Genomic DNA, 19,506 nt, shown 5'->3' on the forward strand with positions numbered 1-19,506 from the left:
CTTGATTAACGGGCTGCACCGGCCGGCTGCGCGGGGGCGACCGGCTTGCCGTTCGACGCCCCCATGCGCCATACCCTGAGTTTAACGATGCGGTCGCCCGGCATCGCGTTCAAGGCCAGGCCGGTCGCATCCAATCGGCTCGGATAGACCCGGCTGGTCAGGCTCTTGCGGTCGTTCAGGTAGGCCTCGACCATCGAACGGTCGAGGAAGACGCGCAGGCGCAGGTGCTCGCCGCGCGCATCGAAGGCGCCGCCCTGCACGCCGCGCGAGCGGGCGTCCGGGTCGAGCGTGGTGTGGGTGCGGTCGATCTCGAAGCGCCTGTTGGCCGGATCGATCACCAGCGTCGTGCGCTCGGCATTGTCCGGTGTCTTGCGCAGGACCAGGCCACGTGGCACCTTGCTGCCCGGGGTCGGGATGAGTTCCAGCTCGACCTCGAGCAGGTCGCCCTTGACGCTTGCCAGGCGGGCCGCCGCGGTCGCAGCGCTCACGTCGCTCAGGTCGAGCAGCAGTTCCTGGCGCAGGCTGGCCAGTTCGGCGATCGGCGCCAGGCGCAGGTCGCCGTCGGCGCCGATACCCAAGGCGATCGGCAGGCCGGCATTGTGGGCCCAGCCGCTGTCCCATTCCTGCTGCGCTGTGCGCTGGCCCTGGGCGATCGAGAACACGATGCTGCGCCCGGTCTTGGGATCGACGAAGCCGCTTGGGCCCGAGAAGTGGCCTTCGCCCAGGTCGAACACGCGCGGCGCCTCGCTGTCGGGAATGAAGCGCGCGCTGGCGGCGTCGAACACGCCGGTCCAGTAATAGGCTTGCGCTTTCACGTCGATCAGGAAGGCGTGGCGCGGCCGGCCGTCCTTGCCCTTCCCGATCGGCAGCAGCAAGGGCAGCTCCCAGGTACGGTCGAAGGCCGGGTACTTGACCGGGTCGATCGTAAACAGCGGCCCGCGCGCCTTCCAGTTCATCAGGTCGGTCGATTCATAGACCAGGGCCGTGCCGCTGCGGCCCGGCTCGCGCGAGGCGACCAACTGGAACCAGCGGTCGCCCTGCTCGTCCCTGAACACGAACGGGTCGCGGAAATCGCCCTTGCGGCCGTAGCCTTCCTCTTGCACGGTCACCGGCACTGGATGCTTTTCCCACTGCAGCAGTTCGGGGTCATTCAAGTCCTTGGGCCAGGCCACGCCGCTGCGCTCGCGCACCGGCGCCGAGTCGTTACCGGCGGTGAAGAACAGCATCGGCGTACCGTCTTTCTTGTACGTCGCGCTGCCGGACCAGATGCCATCCGGCGCCAGCGTATCGTCTTCCGGCGCCAGGGCCATCGGCAGCTCGCGCCAGTGCACCATGTCCGGGCTGACCCAGTGGCCCCAATGGATCTGGTGCCAGAACGGGCCGAACGGATTCTTCTGGAAAAACAGGTGGTACTGGCCCTGGTAGAGGAACGGCGCATGCGGCTCGTTCATCCAGCCGAAATCGGGCATCGCGTGGTACTGCGGGCGATGGCGGTCGCCGTCGAACACGGCGGCGTCGATCGTGAGGTCGGCGCGCGCCAGTCGTGGCGCCTTGCCGCCACGCGCGGCAAGGTCGGCGCGCATGGCGGCCGCGATGCGCGCCGCGTCGCGCGCGCCGGACTCAATGCGCACCTCATCCATCAGGCCGAGGAAGGTATTCATCTCGAACACCTCCGCCACCTTGCGCGGCTCGGAGTGGCGACCGATCGTCAGGCCGCGCGCCGGCACCGTGAAGGCGCCGTCCCTGCGTGCGGCGCCGCTTGCCACCATTTCGCCATTGAGAAACAGCTTGACGCGCCGGGTGTGCGGGTCGAAGCTGGCCGCCACGTGCGACCAGCGGTCTTTCAGCAACTTGCGGTCGTTCACACGCAGGTCGTACTCATGGGCGCCGAAACCAAGTTTGATGCCCCAGGCGCCGAAGCGGTACATGCCGAAGGAAAAGCCGGACCTGGCCTGTTCGTCATACTGGCTCAGGAAGCCCGAATACTGGCCGCCATCCCCCCACTCGAAGGCATGCGGCGCGACCCAGGCGCTGATGGTCCAGCCGGCAGCCAACTGCTGCGCCGACAGGCCAGGCGCCTCGATATCGGTCGAGTAGCCGTCGAACAGCAGGCAGCCGCCCTTGATGCAGGCGCTCGCCGCGCGCCATTCCGGGTCGGAGTTCGGCTTGTAGCGGGCTTCATTGAACACGAAGCTCACCGGATCTCGGCGCTTGGACACCGCTTCGAGCGTGTCGCGGCCTCGGCCCTCGTCCAGGCTCCAAGCCGCCAGCGCTGGGCCAGGCGTGACGGGTGCCGCGCCGACGGCGGCTGAGGCTGCGGCTGCGGCTGCGGCTGCGGCTGCGGGCAGGAATGAGGCCAGCAGCAGCGCCAGGCCAGTTTGCAGGGATGGTTTCACCAGGTCTCCTTGATCGTTTTGAATGGCCGCTCGCCGGCGGCCTAATTCTTGTCTATCGTTGTCATTCCTGGCTGGACGAATCGTCCAGCAGGTAGCGTCCATCCTCCAGGCGCAGCGGGATCGGATCGCCGATCTGGCCGACGAACTTGCCGTCTGCACCGGTATCGAGGAAAGCCATCAGGCAGTCCTTGCCGGTCAGCGGATCGCGCAGGATCTTGCCGGCGTAGCGCCTGCATGGCACATCGCCATCGAGGAAACCTTCGGCCGGCGTCCACGGTCCCAGCGGGTGATCCGCCACCAGGTAATGGGTCCCGGACACGCCGCCGCCGTGACCGGCGCGCTGTGCTTCGGACCAGTGTTCGCGTACATTGCAGAAGGTGCAGAACCAGCGGCCGTCGCGTTCGAACACCTGCGGCACTTCGAGCTGGCCGTAGTGGCCGCCCGCGTACACCGGCGCGGTCGCTTCCCAGTTCACCAGGTCGGTCGAGACGGCGTGGCCGATCACACCGCGCTCGAACTTCTCACCGTCCTTGCGGCGCGCGGTGAAGAACATGTGGTAGGCGCCATCGATCTTCTCGGGCAGCACCCATGGATCGCGCAGCGCGCGGTCGTGCCAGCTGCCCTCGGCGAATTCTTCGTAATAGCGCTCGTCGAGATCGAGCGCCAGGCCGTCGCCGACCCGGGTCCATGGGCCGTGAATGCTGTTCGAGGTGGCGTGGCCGATGCGCTGGCGCATGCCGTTCTCGCTGCGGCTGGTGCCGGTATAGAACAGGTGGTAGCAACCTTCGGCGCGGATCACCGACCCGGTCCAGGTGGTGAAGTCGTCCCAGGCCGGGCTGGCGGACGGCTGGAACACGGCGCCGCGATAATCCCAGTTGCGCAGGTCGCGCGAGACGGCGTGGCCGACCGACACGTTCCAATGGCGCAGGTCGGGGTTGCCGATGGCGCGGTCGGCCTGCAGCATGAACAGATGCTGCTCGCCATCCTCGTCGAAATGCCAGAAGTCCCAGATGAATTTGTCGTCGATGCTCAGTGTCATTGTGGTTAGCGAGAGTGAAAGTGAGGCCTTAGCCCTTGATGCCGGAACCCGCCACCGAGGCGACGAACTGGCGTTGGAATGCGAGGAATACCGCCAGCACCGGCAGGGTCACCACCGACGCGTAGGCCATGATCTGTCCCCAGGAATTGGCGCGTCCAAAGAATTGCTGGATGCCCGGCTGCACCGGACGCGCGGCCTCGCCCTGCACCACCATGATCGGCCACAGGTACTGGTTCCAGGCGGCGATGAACAGCACGATGGCGGCAGTGGCGATCACCGGCCCGCTATTGGGCAGGATGATCCGGAAGAACAGGGCCCAGGGACCGGCGCCGTCCATCTTGGCCGCTTCGTCGAGTTCGGGCGGGATATCGCGGAAAAACTGATAGAACAGGAACACGCAGAAGGCATTGGCCAGGAAGGGAATGATCTGCACGTGCAGGCTGTTGAACCAGCCCATCTGCCAGGTCAGCACGCCGGCCTCGACACCCGGCCACGGCAGCCGCGCGACCAGCGACAGCAGCGGGATGGCGATCACCTCGAACGGGATCACCATCATCGCCACGACCACCGACAGCACCGCGCCACGGCCGCGCCAGCGCATGCGGCTGAGCGAAAAGGCGAGCATGCTGTTGACCAGGATGCCGCCTACCACCACCAGCGCCGCGATGATGGTCGAGTTGAGCAGGAACAGCGGCAGGTTGCTGCGCTCAAAGATGGCGGCGTAGTTGGCCAGCGACCAGCCGGCGTCGGGCACATAGCTGGTCCAGCTGGCGAGGTTGGCGAAGATGGCGTCGTCGTGCTTGAACGAGGCGGCGAACATGAACAGCAAGGGGGTCGCGAACACGACGCCGAGCGCGCACATGGCCAATAGCATGGGCAGGCGCAACAGCATTCGGCGAATCAGATCAGTCATTATTTCGCTCCTTTCGCCAGCAGCGCGCGCTGCAGCAGCGACACCAGCAGCACGATGCCGAAGAACACGACGGTGATGGTCGAGCCGTAGCCGATGTCCTGCTGCCTGAAGCCGCTGCGCACCGCGTGGTAGACCACGGTGGTGGTCGAATCGAGCGGCCCGCCCGAGGTCATCACGTCGACCTGCGTGAACAGGCCGAAGGCCATCAACATCGTCGACACCAGCACGAACACGATGGTGTTGCGCAGGCCCGGCAGGGTGACGTGGATGAAGCGCTGCCAGGCATTGGCGCCCATCAGCGTGGCCGCCTCGTACAGCTCCGACGAGATCGACTGCAGCCCGGCCAGGAACACCAGCATCTGGAAACCGGCGCCCTGCCAGGCCGACATGATGGCGATCGCCAGCAGCGCGTGGCTGCTCTCGCCCAGCCAATCGGGACCGGCGTCGGGATTGCCGGTCAGCGTGCGCAGCAACTCGTTGATCAGGCCGCGGTCGGTATTGAGCATGAACGACCACACGATCGAGGCCACCACCATCGACGTGACCACCGGCGCGAAATACACGGTGCGAAAGAAGATGCGGCCGCGCATGCGTTGGTTAACCAGCAGCGCCAGCCCGAGCGCCACGCCGCACTGCAGCGGCAGCACCAGCAGCGCGAACAGGAAGGTGTTGATCAGTGAGCGGTAGAACAGCGGATCGGTGGCCGCCAGCACCACCCGGCGCTCGCCGAGCTCGAATTGCCAGGCCGGCCGGTAGCCGGCCAATCCGGGCTGGGCCTGGCGCACCTGGCGCCAGGTGGGATAGCGCAAACCCTCTTCATCGCGCTGCACGTCGCCCGCGGCATCGCGCAGCGGCGCCACCGTCGTTACCTGCAATGCCAGCAGCCGCGTGTAGTTGTCGAGCCCCACATAGCGGGTGGGCTCGGGCGACACCAGCCGGTGGTTGGTGAAGGTGGCGGCTGCCGCCAGCAGAAGCGGCAGCAGCACGAACACGCCGAACAGGATCAATGCCGGCCCGGCAAAGCCGCTCACCGCCAGCGGGTGGTCGCGCCCAAGAATCGTCTTCATTTGCTGGCCGCCTCTCGTGCGTGGATGTTGCGATAGCCGTTGTTGCGGGCGATGTCGTACTCGATCGCTTCGACCGCCTCGTCCATCGCTTCATCGGGGTCCTTGCCGCCGCGCAGATCGGACATGGCTTTCTCGAAGGCCGCCGAGATCGCGGGATAGGCCGGCGTGGCCGGGCGCGGGACCGCGTAGCGGGCCGCGAAGTCGAAATAGATGCGGCCCTCGCCGCCCGGGCGATAGCGCTCGGTGAGCGCCGCTGCCTGCACAGTGACCGGAATCAGGCCGGTGGCGCGCGACATGGCGGCCATCTCGTGCGCTGACAGCACGTGGGCCAGGAAGGCGGCCGCGCCTTCCGGATGCCGGCAATTGCGTGCGATCGCCCACTGCCACGAGGCGGCGCCGACCCGCGGGCCTTGGCCGAAGTCGGGCGGCGGCATCACCGCCAGATCGTCGCCGAAACGCTCGGCATAGTCGCGCGCCTTCCATGATCCGGTGTACTGGATCAGCGAACGTCCCTGTTCAAAACCCTTTTCGTCGGCCGGATTGCGTTCGGCCAGGCGTTCCTTGAACAGGCGCGCGTAATAGCGCGCCACGCCCAGGGCCGGGGCGCCATTGAGCACGCCGTCCACGCGCCGGTAATCGGCGCGGTCGATCAGGTCGGCGCCGGCGCTCTGGAACCAGGGCGAGAAACCATAGCTGACCCACTCTCCCCTGGCCTTGCCATTGAGGTCGAGCGGAAAGCGGTAGCGGCCTGCGTTCTTCACTTTCGCGACGATCTCATACAGTTCCTGGGCCGTGTAGGGCTGCTCGATGGTGGCCACCCGCACGCCCTCGCGCGCCAGCGCCGAACGGCGCGCGAACAGGGCCAGCACCACGTCGAACTGGCCAACGCTGTACAGGCGCTCGTCGTAGACGCCGCGGCCGCCCGGCAGCAGCGGTGCTACCACCGCCGCCGGCAGCAGGTCGTCCAGCGGGCGGATATTGCCGGCCCAGGCGAAATTGGGCACGGCCGGCTGGTCGATCGTCATCACGCATGGCAGGTGGCCCACCAGTGAAGCGGCGGTGACCGATTCGGTATAGGAACCTTGCGGGATCGATTCGACCACCACCTTCCAGCGGTCCTGGCTGCGGTTGAAACGTTCGACCATCTGGCCGCTGGCGACCATCTCGGCGTCGCCCGTATCATGGCGCCAGGCCTTGATCTCGATCGGCGCGGCCTGTGCCTGACAGGCCAGTGCATGACAGGCCAGCGCTGCGACCAGGGGAAACAGGACCGGCTTCATCGGCGCGCGCCTTTCGCCTTCGCGGGCGCGCTCAGGGTGCCGCGCAGCACCGGGCGGCAGGCCACGCGCACCATGCCGGCATCCTGCACGCCGCCCAGGGCCTGGCGCGCCGCCAGTTCGCCGATCTCGCGGTACGGCAGCGCGACCGTGGTGAGACCGGGATCGAGCGCCTCGGAGATCAGGCGAAAATCGTCGAAGCCGACCACCGAGACGTCTTCGGGCACGCGCAGGCCGCGCCGCTGCAGGATGAAGATGACCCGCATCGCCATCTTGTCGTTACCGCACAGGATGGCGCTGGGTCGATCGGCGCCGGCAACCAGGCCGTCGATCGTGGTTTCGAGCTGGGCGAATTCGTCCTCGGCCGCGGTGGCGCCATGCAGGAGCCATTCGGTGCGCGGCGCGACCCCGTGCTCCCGCATCGCGCGCTGGAAACCCTGCATCCGCAGGCGGGTCGCGACCATGTCTCCGATCAGCTGCAGGAAGGCGATCTTGCGGTGGCCGGCCTGCAGCACTGTCGCCGCCGCCGCGTACCCGCCCGCCTCGTCGTCCGGCACCACTTGTGGATAGCGCGGCGTGGCTTCGAAGCAGTTGGCAAGCACCGTCGGCGTCTGGCCCAGCATTTCGTTGAGGGTGATCTCGCGGTGAAATGGCGTGGCGAAGATGATCGCTTCGACCCGCCGCGCGCGCATATCGGCCACCAGGCGGCTGGCGACATCGGCGCGCCCGCCGGTCTCGCCGATGATCAGCATCTTGCCCAGCTCTTCGCACACCGACTGGATGCCCTTGATGATCTCGGACGAATCGGGGGTGGTGGTGAGTTTTTCGGCGATCACGGCGACCAGCCCGGTCGGCACGCCGCGCAACATGCGCGCCGCCGCCGATGGGGCGAAGTCGAGCGCCTGCATGGCCTCTTCGATGCGGACGCGGGTCTTGGCCGACACGCTGCTCGCGTCGTTGAGTACGCGCGACACGGTCTTGATCGATACGCCTGCCTTTTCGGCGACGTCGTGGATAGTGGACAAACTGTCTCCTTGGGCCTGGGGCCTGTGCGTCGGCGCATTCCGCTCGAGGGCCCCGCCCCCGGCGAATTGTCCAACGTTGTCATTTTTAGGAATGCTATCGGCTTTCTGAACTTGGGTCAATCGGCACTTGTTGAAAATTCGATTTTGAAACACATCACTGCTGCGTTGAAGCAATAGTTTCCGCGTATCTCGTCGGGTTGGCCCGGCTCCTCGCTTCTGCTCAGCAGCTGCGACGGGCGTTCGCCGTCCAAGCTACATCGACCACGCCGGCGCCGCGCATCAGCAAATCGAACAGCAGCACCGGCACCAGCACCAGCGCCAGCTCCTTCTGGTGCAGGCGCCCGACCGGCTCGCCGCTGCCGAAGTCCGAACGCGCCACGCCGATGACGCCCACAGCGGCCAGCATCCCGCCGAGCACGATCGGGAAATAGCTCGGGCCCATGCGCGCGGCGCTGCCCGCCTCGTCATTCTCGCCAATGACGATGGCGCCGATACCGAAGCCCAGGAAGACGACGCCGACCCAGAAAATCTTCGGATGACGGATCAATGATGGCAGTGCAGCCTCCCGCTCACCCGAACTTCAGGTTGACATTCTTGGTGTAGGTGAACTCGAGCAGCTCGGCGAAGCACTCTTCGCGGCCGATCCCCGACTGCTTGACGCCGCCGAACGGCGCGCCCATGAAATGCTGGCTGGCGTTGTTCAGCCAGACGTAGCCGGTATGGATGCGGCGCGCCGCCCGGTGCGCGGTGTCCAGGTCCTGGGTCCAGATCGACCCGGTCAGTCCGAAATCGACGCCATTGACCTGGGCCCAGAGTTCCTCTTCGTCCGACCACTTGAAGACTGACAGCACCGGGCCGAACACCTCTTCCTGCGCCAGGCGCATGCCTGGCTGCATGTCGGCGAACACCGTCGCCTCGTAGAAAAAGCCATCCTTGAGCGCCGGGTCGTCGGGTTGCCGGCCGCCGCAGACCAGGCGCCCGCCGTCCTCGAGCCCCTTGGCGACATAGCCCTTGACCTTGTCGAGCTGGGCCTGGCTCACCAGCGAGCCCATGGTGGTCGCGGGATCGGTCGGGATGCCCGGCTTGTGGCGCTGCGGCAAGAGGGCCGCCACCCGCTCCAGCACTTCGTCGTGGATCGACTGGTGCAGGAACACGCGGCTGGTGGAACCGCAGCTCTGGCCCGACCACGTGAAATTCATGCCGGCGATGATGCCGTCCACCAGCTTGTCGATGCGCGCATCCGGGTAGGCCACCAGGGCGTTCTTGCCGCCCAGTTCCAGCAGCACCGGCTTGAGCGCGTCGGCCGCGCTTTTCATCACCGCGCGGCCGGTCGGGACACCGCCGATCAGCGTGACCTTGCGCACCAGGGGATGGCGGGTCATGGCGTCGCCGCACGCGCGGCCGCCGCACAGGAAGTTGACCACGCCGGGCGGGAAGATATCACCCACCAGCTCGGCCAGGCGCAGAATCGACAGCGGGGCCTGGTCGGGCGCCTTCACCACCACCGTGTTGCCGGCCGCCAGCGGCGCCGCCAGACGCGCGGCGGCGAACATCAGCGGATGGTTGTAGGCGACGATGCGCGCGATCACGCCCAGCGGCTCTTGCACCGTGTAGTTGAAGTTGCCGTCGCCCATCGGGATCGTCTCGCCCTTGACCTCGGTGGCCAGGCCCGCGAAATAGTCCAGGCAGTCGGCCGCGAAGCCGGCATCCATGGCCAGCGCGGCGACCGGATTGCCGTTGTTGAGCGCGTCGAGCAGGGCCAGCGGCTGCGCGTGTTCGCGCAGCACGGCCGCCGCGCGCCGCAGCAGGCGGCCGCGCTCCACCGGCGGCGTCGCCGCCCAGGCCGGGAAAGCCGCGTGCGCGGCCTGGGCCGCGGCGTCGACGTCGGCGCCGTCGGCCACCGGCGCCGTCGTGATGACTTCGTTGTAGCAGGGGTTGAAGGTCTCGGCCTGGCCGCCCGCCATCGGTGCGTGCCAGATACCGCCATAGAACAGGCCGCGGTGCGTCGGCAGGATGCCGTTAGGAATGTCTTTCGTGCGCATGATCGCTTTCGAATAAATGGTTTGCCCGTCGTTCAGTCGGCCCGCGTCAGTCCCGCCGTCATCGCCGGGCTGTAGCCGGTGCGCACGACGGCGTCGATCACCACCGCGGCGCCGCCCTCGACCAGGGCGATGGCGTCGGCCAGGACACGCTCGAGTTCGGCCGCATCCTCGACCGGGCCGAAGGCCGTCAGGCCCTGGGCCCGCGCCATCATGGCCAGGTCGGGCTCGGGATTGGCGATGCGCTGGCCGATCCAGCGGTTCTCCACCGGCCGGTTGCGCTGGCGCGCGACGCGCTCCTGGTGGATCTCGTCGTTGAAGAACGAACGGTTGTTCACGACGATCATCAGGAGCGGGACTTGCGCATTGGCCGCCGTCCACAGGGCGTTCACGCCCATCATGTAGTCGCCGTCGCCGATCACCGCCACCGGCAGCCGGTCGCCGCCCTTGAGCGCCAGCGCCGAGCCGATCGCCATGCCGGGGCCGGAACCGATGCCGCCGCCGCCGTCGTAGCCGAGGAAGTCGAGCGGATGATCGAAGTCCCACAGGTCGCCGCTCCAGCTCAGCGGCAGGCGCATCAGGCAGGCCTTGCGCGCGCCCACGGCGCGGCGCAGGATGCCGGCCACCATCGCCACCGTCATCGGGCCCGGCTGGATCTCGGCCGGCGCCGGCAGCGGCGCCCGCTGCGGCGCCGGCGCCTGCCGCCGCTCCACCGCGCCCAGCAGCAGCGCCACCGCCGGCTCGGGCTCGGTGGCCAGGAACACGTCGACCGGCGGCAGGCCCTGGTGGTCCATGCTCCAGCCGTTGTGGCTGTAGTGGTCGACCGAGACCTGGATGATCTGGCTGCCGACCGGCTCGTCGCCCCAGGCCTGCCTGAGCGTGCCCGCCAGGTCCAGCCAGTCGAGGCTCAGCACCACGTCGGCGCCGCGCAGCACCGCGCGCGCGGTCTCGTTCAGGAAGTGGCCGCTGGGGGCGGCGTGCAGCGGATGCGCGGTCGGGAAGGCGGCGCCGATCTTGAGGTCGGTCAGCACCTCGGCGCCCAGCAGCTCGGCCAGCTCGACGCGCTGGCGCCAGCCCTCGAGGTCGCGGCTGACCCGGCCGGCCAGGATCACCGGCCGGCGCGCGCCGGACAGCAGCCGCGCCGCCTGCGCCACCAGTTCGTCGGCCGGCCGCGCCGGCGGCGGGGCCCGGTACCGCGCCGGATCCGGCAGCGCCGGCGCCTGCGCCAGCTTCGACTCCTGCAGCGCGGCGTCGAAGCAGACGTACACCGGCCCCTGGGGCGCGGTGGTGGCGATCTGCTTTGCGCGCAGCAGCGCTTCCTGGGCGGCGCCGATCGACGCCGGCTGGGCATCCCACTTGATGAAGTGGCGCACCAGCGCGGCCTGGTCCTGGGCCGTGTGGATCCAGTCGATCCAGGGCCGGCGCTTGGCGGCGTCGACCGGGCCGGTCGCGCCCAGCACCAGCACCGGCACGCGATCGACCCAGGCGTCGAAGATCGCCATCGAGCCGTGCATCAGGCCGACGTTGCTGTGCAGGATGGCGGCCAGCGGCTTGCCGGCCACCTTGGCGTAGCCGTGGGCGATCGCCACCGCGTGTTCCTCGTGCAGGACGACGATCATCTGCGGCTTCTCGTTGCCCAGGTGGTTGACGATGCTGTCGTGCAGGCCGCGAAAGCTCGCGCCCGGGTTGAGCAGCACGTAGGGCACGTCGAGCGCGCGCAGCATGTCGGCCAGCGCGTCGCTGCACCACACGGTGCCGTCCGGCTCCGACGGGGTGGGAATGTCGCGGCGCACCGCCGGCGTAGGGGTCGTGGTCATGGTGAGTCCAGATAAAAAAGGTCGAGGTCGAAAACGGCCGGCCGTCATTCCGGCTTGATGTTGGCAGCCTGGATCACGCCGGCCCAGCGTTTCTGGTCGCTCGCGATCAGGCGGGTCAGCTCGGCCGCGCTGCTGGAACTGGCGGTGATGCCCTGCTCCGCCAGCTTGGCCTTCACGTCGGGCAGGGCCAGCACGCGGCGCAGCTCGGCATTGAGCCTGGCCACCACGGCGGGCGGTGTGCGCGCCGGCGCGACCATGCCGATCCAGATGTCGCTCTCATAACCGGGCACCGTTTCGGCGATCGCCGGCACGTCGTCCAGCAGCGCCAGGCGCTCCTTGCCGGTCGAGCCCAGCGCGCGCAGCCTGCCGCTGCGGATCAGGGGCAAGGCCGAATTGAGCGGGCAGAACATCACGTCGACCAGGCCGGCCAGCACGTCGACCAGCGCCGGCGACGAGCCCTTGTAGGGCACCTGCAGCAGGTCGGTGCCGGTCATCGACTGGAACACCTCGGCCGCCATGTGCTGCGGGCTGCCCGAGCCGGCCGAGGCATAGGTCAGCTTGCCGGGGGCGGCCCTGGCCTGGGCGACCAGTTCGGCCACCGATTTCGCCGTGACCTTGGACGAGACCACCAGCACCATCGGCACCTGGCCGAGCAGCGAGATGCCCTCCAGGTCCTTGAGCACGTTGAAAGGCAGCTTGGGATAGAGGACGGGATTGACCGCCACCGTCTGGTTGGGGGCGATGCCGAGCGTGTAGCCGTCCGGCGCCGACTTGGCGAGATGGTCGGTGGCGATATTGCCGGCCGCGCCGGGACGGTTCTCGACGATCACGGGCTGGCCGAAGGTCTCGCTCATCCTGGCGGCCAGGATGCGGGCCAGCACGTCGTTCGAGCCGCCCGGCGGCAGCGGAACGATGATGCGGATCGGCTTGTTCGGGTAGTTGTCCTGGGCCAGCGCCGGCGCCGCGGGCAAGGCGGCGATGGTGCAGGCGGCGACGGCGAATTGGCGGCGGTTCATGGTCATGCTTGTCTCCTGTCGAAGTGAGCAGCACTGCGCGCTCAGAAGCGGTGGCGGATGCCGACGATCGCGCCGCCCTGGTTGTCGCCCGGGTTGACGGCGCCGCCCATGCCAAGCATCGCCGCGTCCTGGTTCTTCATGAACGCGACCTCGCTGTACAGGTCGGTGCGCTTGGACAAGGCATAGCTGGCCATCAGGGTCAGCATGGTGGACTTGTTGGCGCTGCCGTCGGGATCGTTGAAGTACAGGCCGCCGCTGAAGGTCCAGGGGCTGGGGCCGGCGTGCACCGCGCCGACCCAGTACAGGTCGGTGTCGCGGCGCAGCGCCGGCGTCTCGGCGCGCTGGCGCTGGTAGGACGCGAACAGCTTGAGCCGCGCGACGGTGTAGAAGGCGCCCGCCGTCATGCGCTCGAGGGTATTGTGCTGGGTGCCGACCGAGGCGCCGTTCTGGCGGTCGTACAGCAGCCCGAACTGCAGCGGACCGATCGCCTGGCTCGCATGCACGCCCATCTGGCGGCCGACCCGCGACGCGCCCGCCACCTCGCTGCCGCCCGCGATCAGGCTGTCGTAGCCGACGCTGTACTGGGCGCCGACGTTCAGGCCGCCGAACTTGCCGAGGTACTTGACCGCGTTGTCGACGCGCCCGGCATACATCAGGTCGAACACCACGGCCGAATAGCGGGTCGCCGTGACCGGATCGTACTGCACGCCGTAGTCGTACACCACGCTGGCCTGGCGGCCCAGCTGCAGTTCGCCCAGGGTCTTGTGGTTCAGGCCCACGTAGGCATGGCGGCCGAACAGGCGGCCGCCCTGGCTCAGGCTGCCGGTGTCGATGGCGATCCCGCTTTCGAGCGCGAACACGGCGGACAGGCCGCCACCCAGGTCCTCGCGCCCGCGCAGGCCAAAGCGCGAGCTCTGGGCGCTGCCCGACTGCACGCGGACGATGTCGTCGGTGGGCGAGCCCACCCCGCCGGTGCGGACCTTGTTGACGTATTCGACGCCGGCATCCACGAGGCCGTAGAGCTGGACGTTGGTCTGGGCATGGGCCGTCGTCGACAGGGCGAGGACGGCGCTTGCGAGGGCGATACTGGTTCGTGCCAGGTGCATATTGTCTCCATTGATGTTTTGTTGTTGACTTCTTTTGGGGTGCAACTTGCCCTGCCGGCATCCAGGTGGCGTCGGCATGGGGTCTTACCAGGGCAATGGCAGTGCTACCTGACGGGCATGGCCCCTCAGGACGTCGGTCGGTGGATCTGGTGGCGCATCGGGCTCCTTGTCCGGGTTGAAAGGATGCGGGTCATTCCGCGTCCGGCTGGCGCGCCGGGTGGGCGGCGCCGAACGCCGGCAGGCTGTCGCAGCGTTCGACGATCGCGCCGGCCAGCGGGAACGCGGACAGGTCGGCGCCGAAGCGTTGGGCGTTGAACATCTGCGGCACCAGGAACACGTCGGCCATCCCGGGCGTATCGCCATGGCAGAATGGACTGGCCCGCTGGCGCCGCGCCAGCATGGCCTCCACCGCGGCCAGGCCGTTCTCGCACCAGTGGCGCGCCCAGCGGGCCTTGCGCTCCTCGTCCAGGCCCATCGGCCCGGTCAGGTACTTGAGCACGCGCAGATTGTTCAGCGGGTGGGTTTCGCAGGCGATGGTCGCGCACAAGGCGCGCACCCAGGCCCGCTCGGCCGGCGCCGCCGGCAGCAGGGCCGGCGCCGGATGCGTCTCTTCCAGCCATTCGATGATGGCGCTCGACTGCAGCAGGTGGATGCCGTCGGCCTCGAGCACCGGCACCACGGCGTCAGGACTCATCGCGCGGAAGCCGGCGCCGAACTGCTCGCCGCCGTCGCGGTTCAGGTGCACCGGCGCGTAGCGGTAGTTCAGCCCCTTGAGGTTCAGGGCGATGCGCACGCGGTACGACGACGAGCTGCGAAAGTAATTGTGGAGTACGTAGGCCATCGGTTCGTCCCTGTCGTGCGGGGTCAGCAAATCCGGACGCGGATCTCGCCGAGTCCCTCGACGCTGCCCGTCATCAGGTCGCCCGCCACGACCGCGCCGACGCCTTCCGGCGTGCCGGTGAAGATCAGGTCGCCCGGCTGCAGCTCGAAGTAGCGCGACAGGTAGGCGATGGTCTCGTTGACGTTCCAGATCAGCTTCGTGATGTCGCTGTGCTGGCGCTTTTCGCCGTTGACGTCGACCCGGATGGCGCCTTTGGCGATCTCGCCGGTCGCGGCGATCGGATGGATCGGGCCGATCGGCGCCGACTGGTCGTAGGCCTTGCCCAGCTCCCAGGGACGGCCGGCCTTGCGCAGGTCCATCTGCAGGTCGCGCCGGGTCATGTCGAGGCCGACGGCATAGCCGAAGATGTGGGCCGCCGCCTGGTCTTCGGCGATGTCGCGGCCAGCCTTGCCGATCGCCACCACCAGTTCGATCTCATGGTGCAGGTTGGCGGTCTGCGACGGATAGGGAATGGCCACCGTCTCGCCCGGCGCCACCGGCACGACGGCGTCGGCCGGCTTGCAGAAGAAGAATGGCGCCTCGCGGCCGGAAAAACCCATCTCCTGGGCGTGCTCCACGTAGTTGCGGCCGACGCAGTAGATGCGGCGCACCGGGAAGGCAGTGGCGGCGCCGGCCACCGGGACGGCGGCGATGGGCGCGGGAGGGAAGGCGTAAGCTGTGGTCATGGTGGTTCCTGGTCGGTCGTCGGTTGAAGTGGTTGTTACAGGAGCTGCTCGCGGAAGATGCCCAGCGCCTGCTGGATCGGGCGGTCCGAAAAGCTGAACAGGACGGTCTCTTCGGTCGTCTCGAAGCGCACGGCATACCACGACGGCACCACGAAGTGGTCGCGCGGACCAAAGGCGAACACGTGTTCGTCGTCGCCGCGCGTGACGATGGCGCGGCCGCGTCCCTCGACCACCGAATAGACGGTGCCGTCGGTGCCGCGCTGCGCCTTGCCGGCGAAGCCCTTCGGCAGCAGCTGCATGAAGGCGCCGATGGTGGGTATCGGCCAGCCGCCGGTGGCCGGGTTCACGTAGCGCAGCTTGACGCCGTGCCACTCGTCCACCGGGCCGCCGTGCGCGAGCCTGGCCAGCGCTTCGCGGGTGCGTTCGTACGGATAGTTGAACACCGGCGAAGTCATGCCGTAGGGCGCGTCATAGCGCAGCGGCAGCATGTTGGCGCCATAGCGCGCCAGGCTGTCGCCCTCCGGCCGGAACACCGGCTGCTCCTTCTCGGGATGGTTTTCCGCGAAGCCGGCATCGAAAAAGCGCACGGTCGGGATGTCCAGGCCGTCGAGCCAGACCACCGGCTCGCCGCCCTGCTCCACACCCGGATTACCGTGGTCGTGGAAGGTCCACGACGGCGTGATCACGAAGTCGCCCGGGCGCATCGTGGTGCGCTCGCCGTCGACCGCCGTGTAGGCGCTGGAACCCTGCACCAGGAAGCGCAGCGCGCTCTGCGAATGGCGGTGGCTGGGGGCGATCTCGCCCGGCATGATCAGCTGCAGGCCGGCGTACAGGCTTTGCGTGATGCTGGACTGGCCGCGCAGGGCCGGGTTTTCCAGGATCAGCACGCGCCGCACGGCTTCCTCGGCCGAGATCAGCTCGCCGGCGCGCATCAGGAAGGGCAGCACGTCCTGGTAGGCCCACAGATGTGGTACGCACGGGGTGCGGGGCTCCCGCGGCACCAGGGAATGGAGCGACTCCCACAGCGGCGTGAGGTGCTGTGGCGACATCGCGTCGTACAGGGCTTGGCGTTCGTTCATGGCAGTCTCCGGGGTGGCCGATCGGCCGGCCGTCTAGTTGGCCGATCGGTTGGCCAATTAGTTGGCAGTGATGTTCGCGCTGCGGATCACCTGCAGGTAGCGCGGGATGTCCTGGCCGACCCTGGCCGCCAGCGCGGCCGGGGTGCCGCCCACCACGTCGTACTGCTGCTCGGCCATCTTGGTCTTGACGCCGGCGGTGGCCAGCTCCTTGTTGACGATGGCGTTCAGCCTGGCGACGATCGGCTGCGGCGTGCCGGCCGGCGCGAACAGGCCGAACCAGACGTCGATCGCGTAGCCCGGCAGGTTGATCGCCTCGCTCACGGTCGGCAGATCGGGCGTGTGCGGCGAGCGCGCCGAGCCGGTGACGGCGATGCCCTTGATCTTGCCGCTCTTGACGTGCGGGGCCATGATCGCGATGGTGCTGAACGAGACCGGAACCAGGCCCGACAGGTGGTCGGGCAGGCCGCCGGCGCAGCCCTTGTAGCCCACGTGGATCATCTCGATGCCGGTCATCTGCGCCAGCAGCTCGGCCGCCAGGTGCTGCGGGGTGCCGGCGCCGCACGAGGCATAGGACAGCTTGCCCGGATTGGCCTTGGCGTACTTGACCAGCCCGGCCAGGTCGTCGATCTTGAGCGAAGGGTGGACCGAGATCGCCACCGGCGAACTGCCGACGATGGCGATCGGCTCGAAGTCCTTGGTCGGGTTGAAGTTGACCTTCTTGTACAGCGACGGATTGATCGCGATGTTGTTGGTCACCATCAGCAGCGTGTGGCCGTCCTTGGGCGCACGGGCCACCGCGGCCATGCCGAGGTTGCCGCCGGCGCCCGGCTTGTTCTCGACCACGAAGGGCTGGCCCAGCGCCTTGTTCAGGCCTTCGGCGATGACGCGCGCCATGGTGTCGGTGCCGCCGCCGGCGCTGAACGGGACCACGATCGTGACCGCCTTGTTCGGATAGTCCTGGGCCGCGGCCAGGCTAGATGCGAGCATGCCGGCGGCGAGGCCAAGCGCCGCGACCGCGTTGCGGGTGATGTGATGCATGGGTGTCTCCTGTTTTGTTTTTTTCAGGGGCGGCGCTGCGGCGCCGCGTCATGGGTTCATGCGCCCAACCGGGCCTGCTGCTCGGCCAGCGCGCGGGCCGTCGCACCGGCCTTGATGCTCCAGAAATCCCAGGCCCGCACGACCTGGGTCTCGATCACGCGCACCGTCTCGGCGATCTCGCCTTCGGACAGGAAGGTGACTTCGCCCAGCTGCTGCGCGGCCGACTGGATCTGCGCGTTCACTTCGGTGTACACGGCGCGGTACACGACGCGCCGCAGCGAGTCGGCCACCACGGTCGAGCCGTGGCCGCGCATCAGCACCAGCGAGCGCGTACCCAGGGTGCCGGCCAGGGACTGGCCCAGCTCCTGGCTGGTGATGAGAAGGCTGCTGCCCTCCCCCGCATGGTCGCGGATCTCGTAGACCGGTGCCGCGACGCCGATGAAGCCGGCCATGTGGCAGGTAGCGCGCAGCGGCGAGGTCTTCGACACGCTGAACGGCACCACCGAGGGAGAGTGGCTGTGGACGACGGCGACCACGTCGGGCCGCGCCTTGTAGATCTCGCTGTGGATGAAGCGCTCGAGATAGATGGCGCGCCCGGCGGCATTGAAGGGATTGCCGTCGAGGTCGAATTCGACGATGTCCTGCGCCTGCACCAGGCCGGGCGCCATATTGCGGGCCAGCAGGAAGCGGTCGGGCTGCTCCGCGTGGCGCACGCTGACGTGGCCGAAAGCGTCGAGCACGCCCTGGTCGTACAGGATGTGGTTGGCCGTCACCAGCTCGGCGACCTGCGCCGCCGGCGCCGTCGATGCGCCGTCGGCGTGGTCGCGGGCCTGCTGGGTGAAGCCGTGCTGATCGTGATGCTTGTCCTGACACATGGTTCTGTTCCTTGATGATGAAAGGTTCGCCGCCGAAGGTGGGGGTAAGGTTGGAGCGATCATGGCGCCAGGCAGTCCTCGGCCCGCCAGCCGTACAGCCATTCGAGCGCGTCATAGAAGCGCTCGGCCGGCCGCCCCTGCCACAGCGCATTGCGCACGTGGCGCTCGATGCCCTTGGCGTGATAGATGCGGCCCATCTCGCGCGCCGACAGCACGACCCGCGCGGTGCGCGTGGCGCGCGAGCGCTGGTACAGCCCGAAGGCGGCGTCGAGGTCGCCTTCGCAGTGGCGGATCGCTTCGCCCAGGGTGACCGCATCCTCGATCGCCATGCAGGCGCCCTGGGCCAGGTATTGCAGCATCGGGTGGGCCGAATCGCCCAGCAGCGTGATGCGGCCCTGGCTCCAGGTCTCGATCGGGTCGCGGTCGGCCGTGCTCCAGCGCTTCCAGGAAGTGGGCTTGTCGAGCAGGCTGCGCGGACGTTCGCAGATCCCGGTGAAGTAGGACAGCACTTCTTCCTGGCTGCCCTCGCGCACGCCCCAGGTTTCCTCTTCGCGGCTGTGGAATGTCACCACCAGGTTGTATTGCTGGCCGCCGCGCAGCGGGTAGTGCACCAGGTGGCAGTTGGGACCGGCCCACACCGCCGGCGCGTTCCAGCGCAGGTCTTCCGGCATCTCGTCCACCGGCACCACGGCGCGGTACACCACGTGGCCCGACACGCGCGGCCGGTCTCCGACCAGCTTGTCGCGGATGACCGACTTGACGCCGTCGCAGCCGATCACGGCGTCGCCCGTGTAGCGGCGTCCGGCGCGATCGATCACGGTCGCGCTGCGGCCGTCCTGTTCCACGTCCACCGCATGCACCGAGGTGTGGAAGGTGATCAGGGGCGACTCCCTGACCGCCTCGTACAGCGACAGGTGGATGTCGGCGCGGTGGATCACGGCATAGGGGTTGCCGAAGCGCTGGCGGAAGGCCTCGCCCACCTCGAAGGTGGCCACCTCGGCGCCGTCGACCGCGTCCATCATCACCAGGCGCTCGGTGAACACGGCGCGCCGGCGCGCATTCTCGCCGACGCCCAGCGCATCCATCGCGGCGAAGGCGTTCGGCCCGAGCTGGATGCCGGCGCCGATCTCGCCGATCTCGGCGGACTGTTCGAGGAGGGTAATGCGGATTCCCTGGCGCGACAGCGCCAGCGCCGCCGCCATGCCGCCGATGCCGCCACCTACTATTACGATCGATAATTCACTGTTGTCTTG

17 protein-coding genes are annotated in these 19,506 nt (G+C 68.3%); all 17 read right to left on the reverse strand.

Going from position 1 to position 19,506, the window contains the following annotated elements:
• Nucleotides 1-5: 5 nt before the first annotated feature.
• The 17 genes from ABIB38_RS04955 to ABIB38_RS05035 all read right to left on the reverse strand — a co-directional run bounded on the left by ABIB38_RS04955 (nt 6) and on the right by ABIB38_RS05035 (nt 19,455).
• Nucleotides 6-2,396, reverse strand: coding sequence for a GH32 C-terminal domain-containing protein (locus ABIB38_RS04955; protein WP_429202267.1), 2,391 nt, complete (start codon nt 2,394-2,396; stop codon nt 6-8).
• A 61-nt stretch (nt 2,397-2,457) separates the two neighbouring features.
• Nucleotides 2,458-3,435 (reverse strand): family 43 glycosylhydrolase, encoded by a 978-nt coding sequence (locus ABIB38_RS04960; RefSeq protein ID WP_429202269.1) that lies wholly within the window; start codon nt 3,433-3,435, stop codon nt 2,458-2,460.
• Nucleotides 3,436-3,463: 28 nt separating this feature from the next.
• Nucleotides 3,464-4,348, reverse strand: coding sequence for a carbohydrate ABC transporter permease (locus ABIB38_RS04965; protein ID WP_429202271.1), 885 nt, complete (start codon nt 4,346-4,348; stop codon nt 3,464-3,466).
• A complete protein-coding gene (locus tag ABIB38_RS04970; protein WP_429202273.1) occupies nt 4,348-5,415 on the reverse strand; it encodes a carbohydrate ABC transporter permease in 1,068 nt (355 codons plus the stop codon). The genes ABIB38_RS04965 and ABIB38_RS04970 overlap by 1 nt, the downstream gene beginning before the upstream one ends.
• Nucleotides 5,412-6,695 (reverse strand): sugar ABC transporter substrate-binding protein, encoded by a 1,284-nt coding sequence (locus ABIB38_RS04975; RefSeq protein ID WP_429202275.1) that lies wholly within the window; start codon nt 6,693-6,695, stop codon nt 5,412-5,414. Before ABIB38_RS04975 ends, ABIB38_RS04970 begins: the two co-directional genes overlap by 4 nt.
• Nucleotides 6,692-7,717, reverse strand: coding sequence for a LacI family DNA-binding transcriptional regulator (locus ABIB38_RS04980; RefSeq protein ID WP_429202277.1), 1,026 nt, complete (start codon nt 7,715-7,717; stop codon nt 6,692-6,694). Before ABIB38_RS04980 ends, ABIB38_RS04975 begins: the two co-directional genes overlap by 4 nt.
• 220 nt (nt 7,718-7,937) lie before the next feature.
• Nucleotides 7,938-8,264: a tripartite tricarboxylate transporter TctB family protein gene (locus tag ABIB38_RS04985; RefSeq protein WP_429202279.1), complete on the reverse strand. Its 327-nt coding sequence runs from the start codon at nt 8,262-8,264 to the stop codon at nt 7,938-7,940.
• A 22-nt stretch (nt 8,265-8,286) separates the two neighbouring features.
• The gene (locus ABIB38_RS04990) at nt 8,287-9,759 is read right to left on the reverse strand and encodes an aldehyde dehydrogenase family protein (protein ID WP_429202280.1); all 1,473 of its coding nucleotides are present in this window, start codon (nt 9,757-9,759) and stop codon (nt 8,287-8,289) included.
• 32 nt (nt 9,760-9,791) lie between these two features.
• Complete coding sequence (locus ABIB38_RS04995; protein WP_429202281.1) at nt 9,792-11,573, reverse strand: thiamine pyrophosphate-binding protein; 1,782 nt, start codon at nt 11,571-11,573, stop codon at nt 9,792-9,794.
• Between the two features lie 44 nt (nt 11,574-11,617).
• Complete coding sequence (locus tag ABIB38_RS05000) at nt 11,618-12,595, reverse strand: Bug family tripartite tricarboxylate transporter substrate binding protein (protein WP_429202283.1); 978 nt, start codon at nt 12,593-12,595, stop codon at nt 11,618-11,620.
• Nucleotides 12,596-12,630: 35 nt separating this feature from the next.
• Nucleotides 12,631-13,695, reverse strand: coding sequence for a porin (locus tag ABIB38_RS05005; protein ID WP_429202284.1), 1,065 nt, complete (start codon nt 13,693-13,695; stop codon nt 12,631-12,633).
• A 190-nt stretch (nt 13,696-13,885) separates the two neighbouring features.
• Complete coding sequence (gene maiA / locus ABIB38_RS05010; protein ID WP_429202286.1) at nt 13,886-14,536, reverse strand: maleylacetoacetate isomerase; 651 nt, start codon at nt 14,534-14,536, stop codon at nt 13,886-13,888.
• A 23-nt stretch (nt 14,537-14,559) separates the two neighbouring features.
• Nucleotides 14,560-15,261, reverse strand: coding sequence for a fumarylacetoacetate hydrolase family protein (locus ABIB38_RS05015; protein ID WP_429202287.1), 702 nt, complete (start codon nt 15,259-15,261; stop codon nt 14,560-14,562).
• A 35-nt stretch (nt 15,262-15,296) separates the two neighbouring features.
• Nucleotides 15,297-16,340, reverse strand: coding sequence for a gentisate 1,2-dioxygenase (gene gtdA / locus ABIB38_RS05020; RefSeq protein ID WP_429202289.1), 1,044 nt, complete (start codon nt 16,338-16,340; stop codon nt 15,297-15,299).
• Between the two features lie 57 nt (nt 16,341-16,397).
• Nucleotides 16,398-17,378: a Bug family tripartite tricarboxylate transporter substrate binding protein gene (locus tag ABIB38_RS05025; protein ID WP_429202291.1), complete on the reverse strand. Its 981-nt coding sequence runs from the start codon at nt 17,376-17,378 to the stop codon at nt 16,398-16,400.
• Between the two features lie 56 nt (nt 17,379-17,434).
• Nucleotides 17,435-18,253 (reverse strand): class II aldolase/adducin family protein, encoded by an 819-nt coding sequence (locus ABIB38_RS05030; RefSeq protein ID WP_429202293.1) that lies wholly within the window; start codon nt 18,251-18,253, stop codon nt 17,435-17,437.
• 59 nt (nt 18,254-18,312) lie between these two features.
• On the reverse strand, nt 18,313-19,455 hold the full coding sequence (locus ABIB38_RS05035; protein WP_429202838.1) for a 3-hydroxybenzoate 6-monooxygenase: 1,143 nt from the start codon (nt 19,453-19,455) through the stop codon (nt 18,313-18,315).
• Nucleotides 19,456-19,506 lie beyond the last annotated feature (51 nt).

Source organism: Massilia sp. UYP11, assembly GCF_050434805.1.
In the GTDB taxonomy this organism is placed as follows: Bacteria; Pseudomonadota; Gammaproteobacteria; order Burkholderiales; family Burkholderiaceae_D; genus Telluria.

What these genes read in the sequence shown, in the direction of transcription:
- maiA (WP_429202286.1), bottom strand. Translation starts at nt 14,536, where the DNA reads ATGGCCTACGTACTCCACAATTACTTTCGCAGCTCGTCGTCGTACCGC.
- ABIB38_RS05035 (WP_429202838.1), bottom strand. Translation starts at nt 19,455, where the DNA reads ATGGCGGCGGCGCTGGCGCTGTCGCGCCAGGGAATCCGCATTACCCTC.
- ABIB38_RS05015 (WP_429202287.1), bottom strand. Translation starts at nt 15,261, where the DNA reads ATGACCACAGCTTACGCCTTCCCTCCCGCGCCCATCGCCGCCGTCCCG.
- ABIB38_RS04970 (WP_429202273.1), bottom strand. Translation starts at nt 5,415, where the DNA reads ATGAAGACGATTCTTGGGCGCGACCACCCGCTGGCGGTGAGCGGCTTT.
- gtdA (WP_429202289.1), bottom strand. Translation starts at nt 16,340, where the DNA reads ATGAACGAACGCCAAGCCCTGTACGACGCGATGTCGCCACAGCACCTC.
- ABIB38_RS05030 (WP_429202293.1), bottom strand. Translation starts at nt 18,253, where the DNA reads ATGTGTCAGGACAAGCATCACGATCAGCACGGCTTCACCCAGCAGGCC.
- ABIB38_RS04975 (WP_429202275.1), bottom strand. Translation starts at nt 6,695, where the DNA reads ATGAAGCCGGTCCTGTTTCCCCTGGTCGCAGCGCTGGCCTGTCATGCA.
- ABIB38_RS04990 (WP_429202280.1), bottom strand. Translation starts at nt 9,759, where the DNA reads ATGCGCACGAAAGACATTCCTAACGGCATCCTGCCGACGCACCGCGGC.
- ABIB38_RS05025 (WP_429202291.1), bottom strand. Translation starts at nt 17,378, where the DNA reads ATGCATCACATCACCCGCAACGCGGTCGCGGCGCTTGGCCTCGCCGCC.
- ABIB38_RS04960 (WP_429202269.1), bottom strand. Translation starts at nt 3,435, where the DNA reads ATGACACTGAGCATCGACGACAAATTCATCTGGGACTTCTGGCATTTC.
- ABIB38_RS04995 (WP_429202281.1), bottom strand. Translation starts at nt 11,573, where the DNA reads ATGACCACGACCCCTACGCCGGCGGTGCGCCGCGACATTCCCACCCCG.
- ABIB38_RS04965 (WP_429202271.1), bottom strand. Translation starts at nt 4,348, where the DNA reads ATGACTGATCTGATTCGCCGAATGCTGTTGCGCCTGCCCATGCTATTG.
- ABIB38_RS05005 (WP_429202284.1), bottom strand. Translation starts at nt 13,695, where the DNA reads ATGCACCTGGCACGAACCAGTATCGCCCTCGCAAGCGCCGTCCTCGCC.
- ABIB38_RS05000 (WP_429202283.1), bottom strand. Translation starts at nt 12,595, where the DNA reads ATGACCATGAACCGCCGCCAATTCGCCGTCGCCGCCTGCACCATCGCC.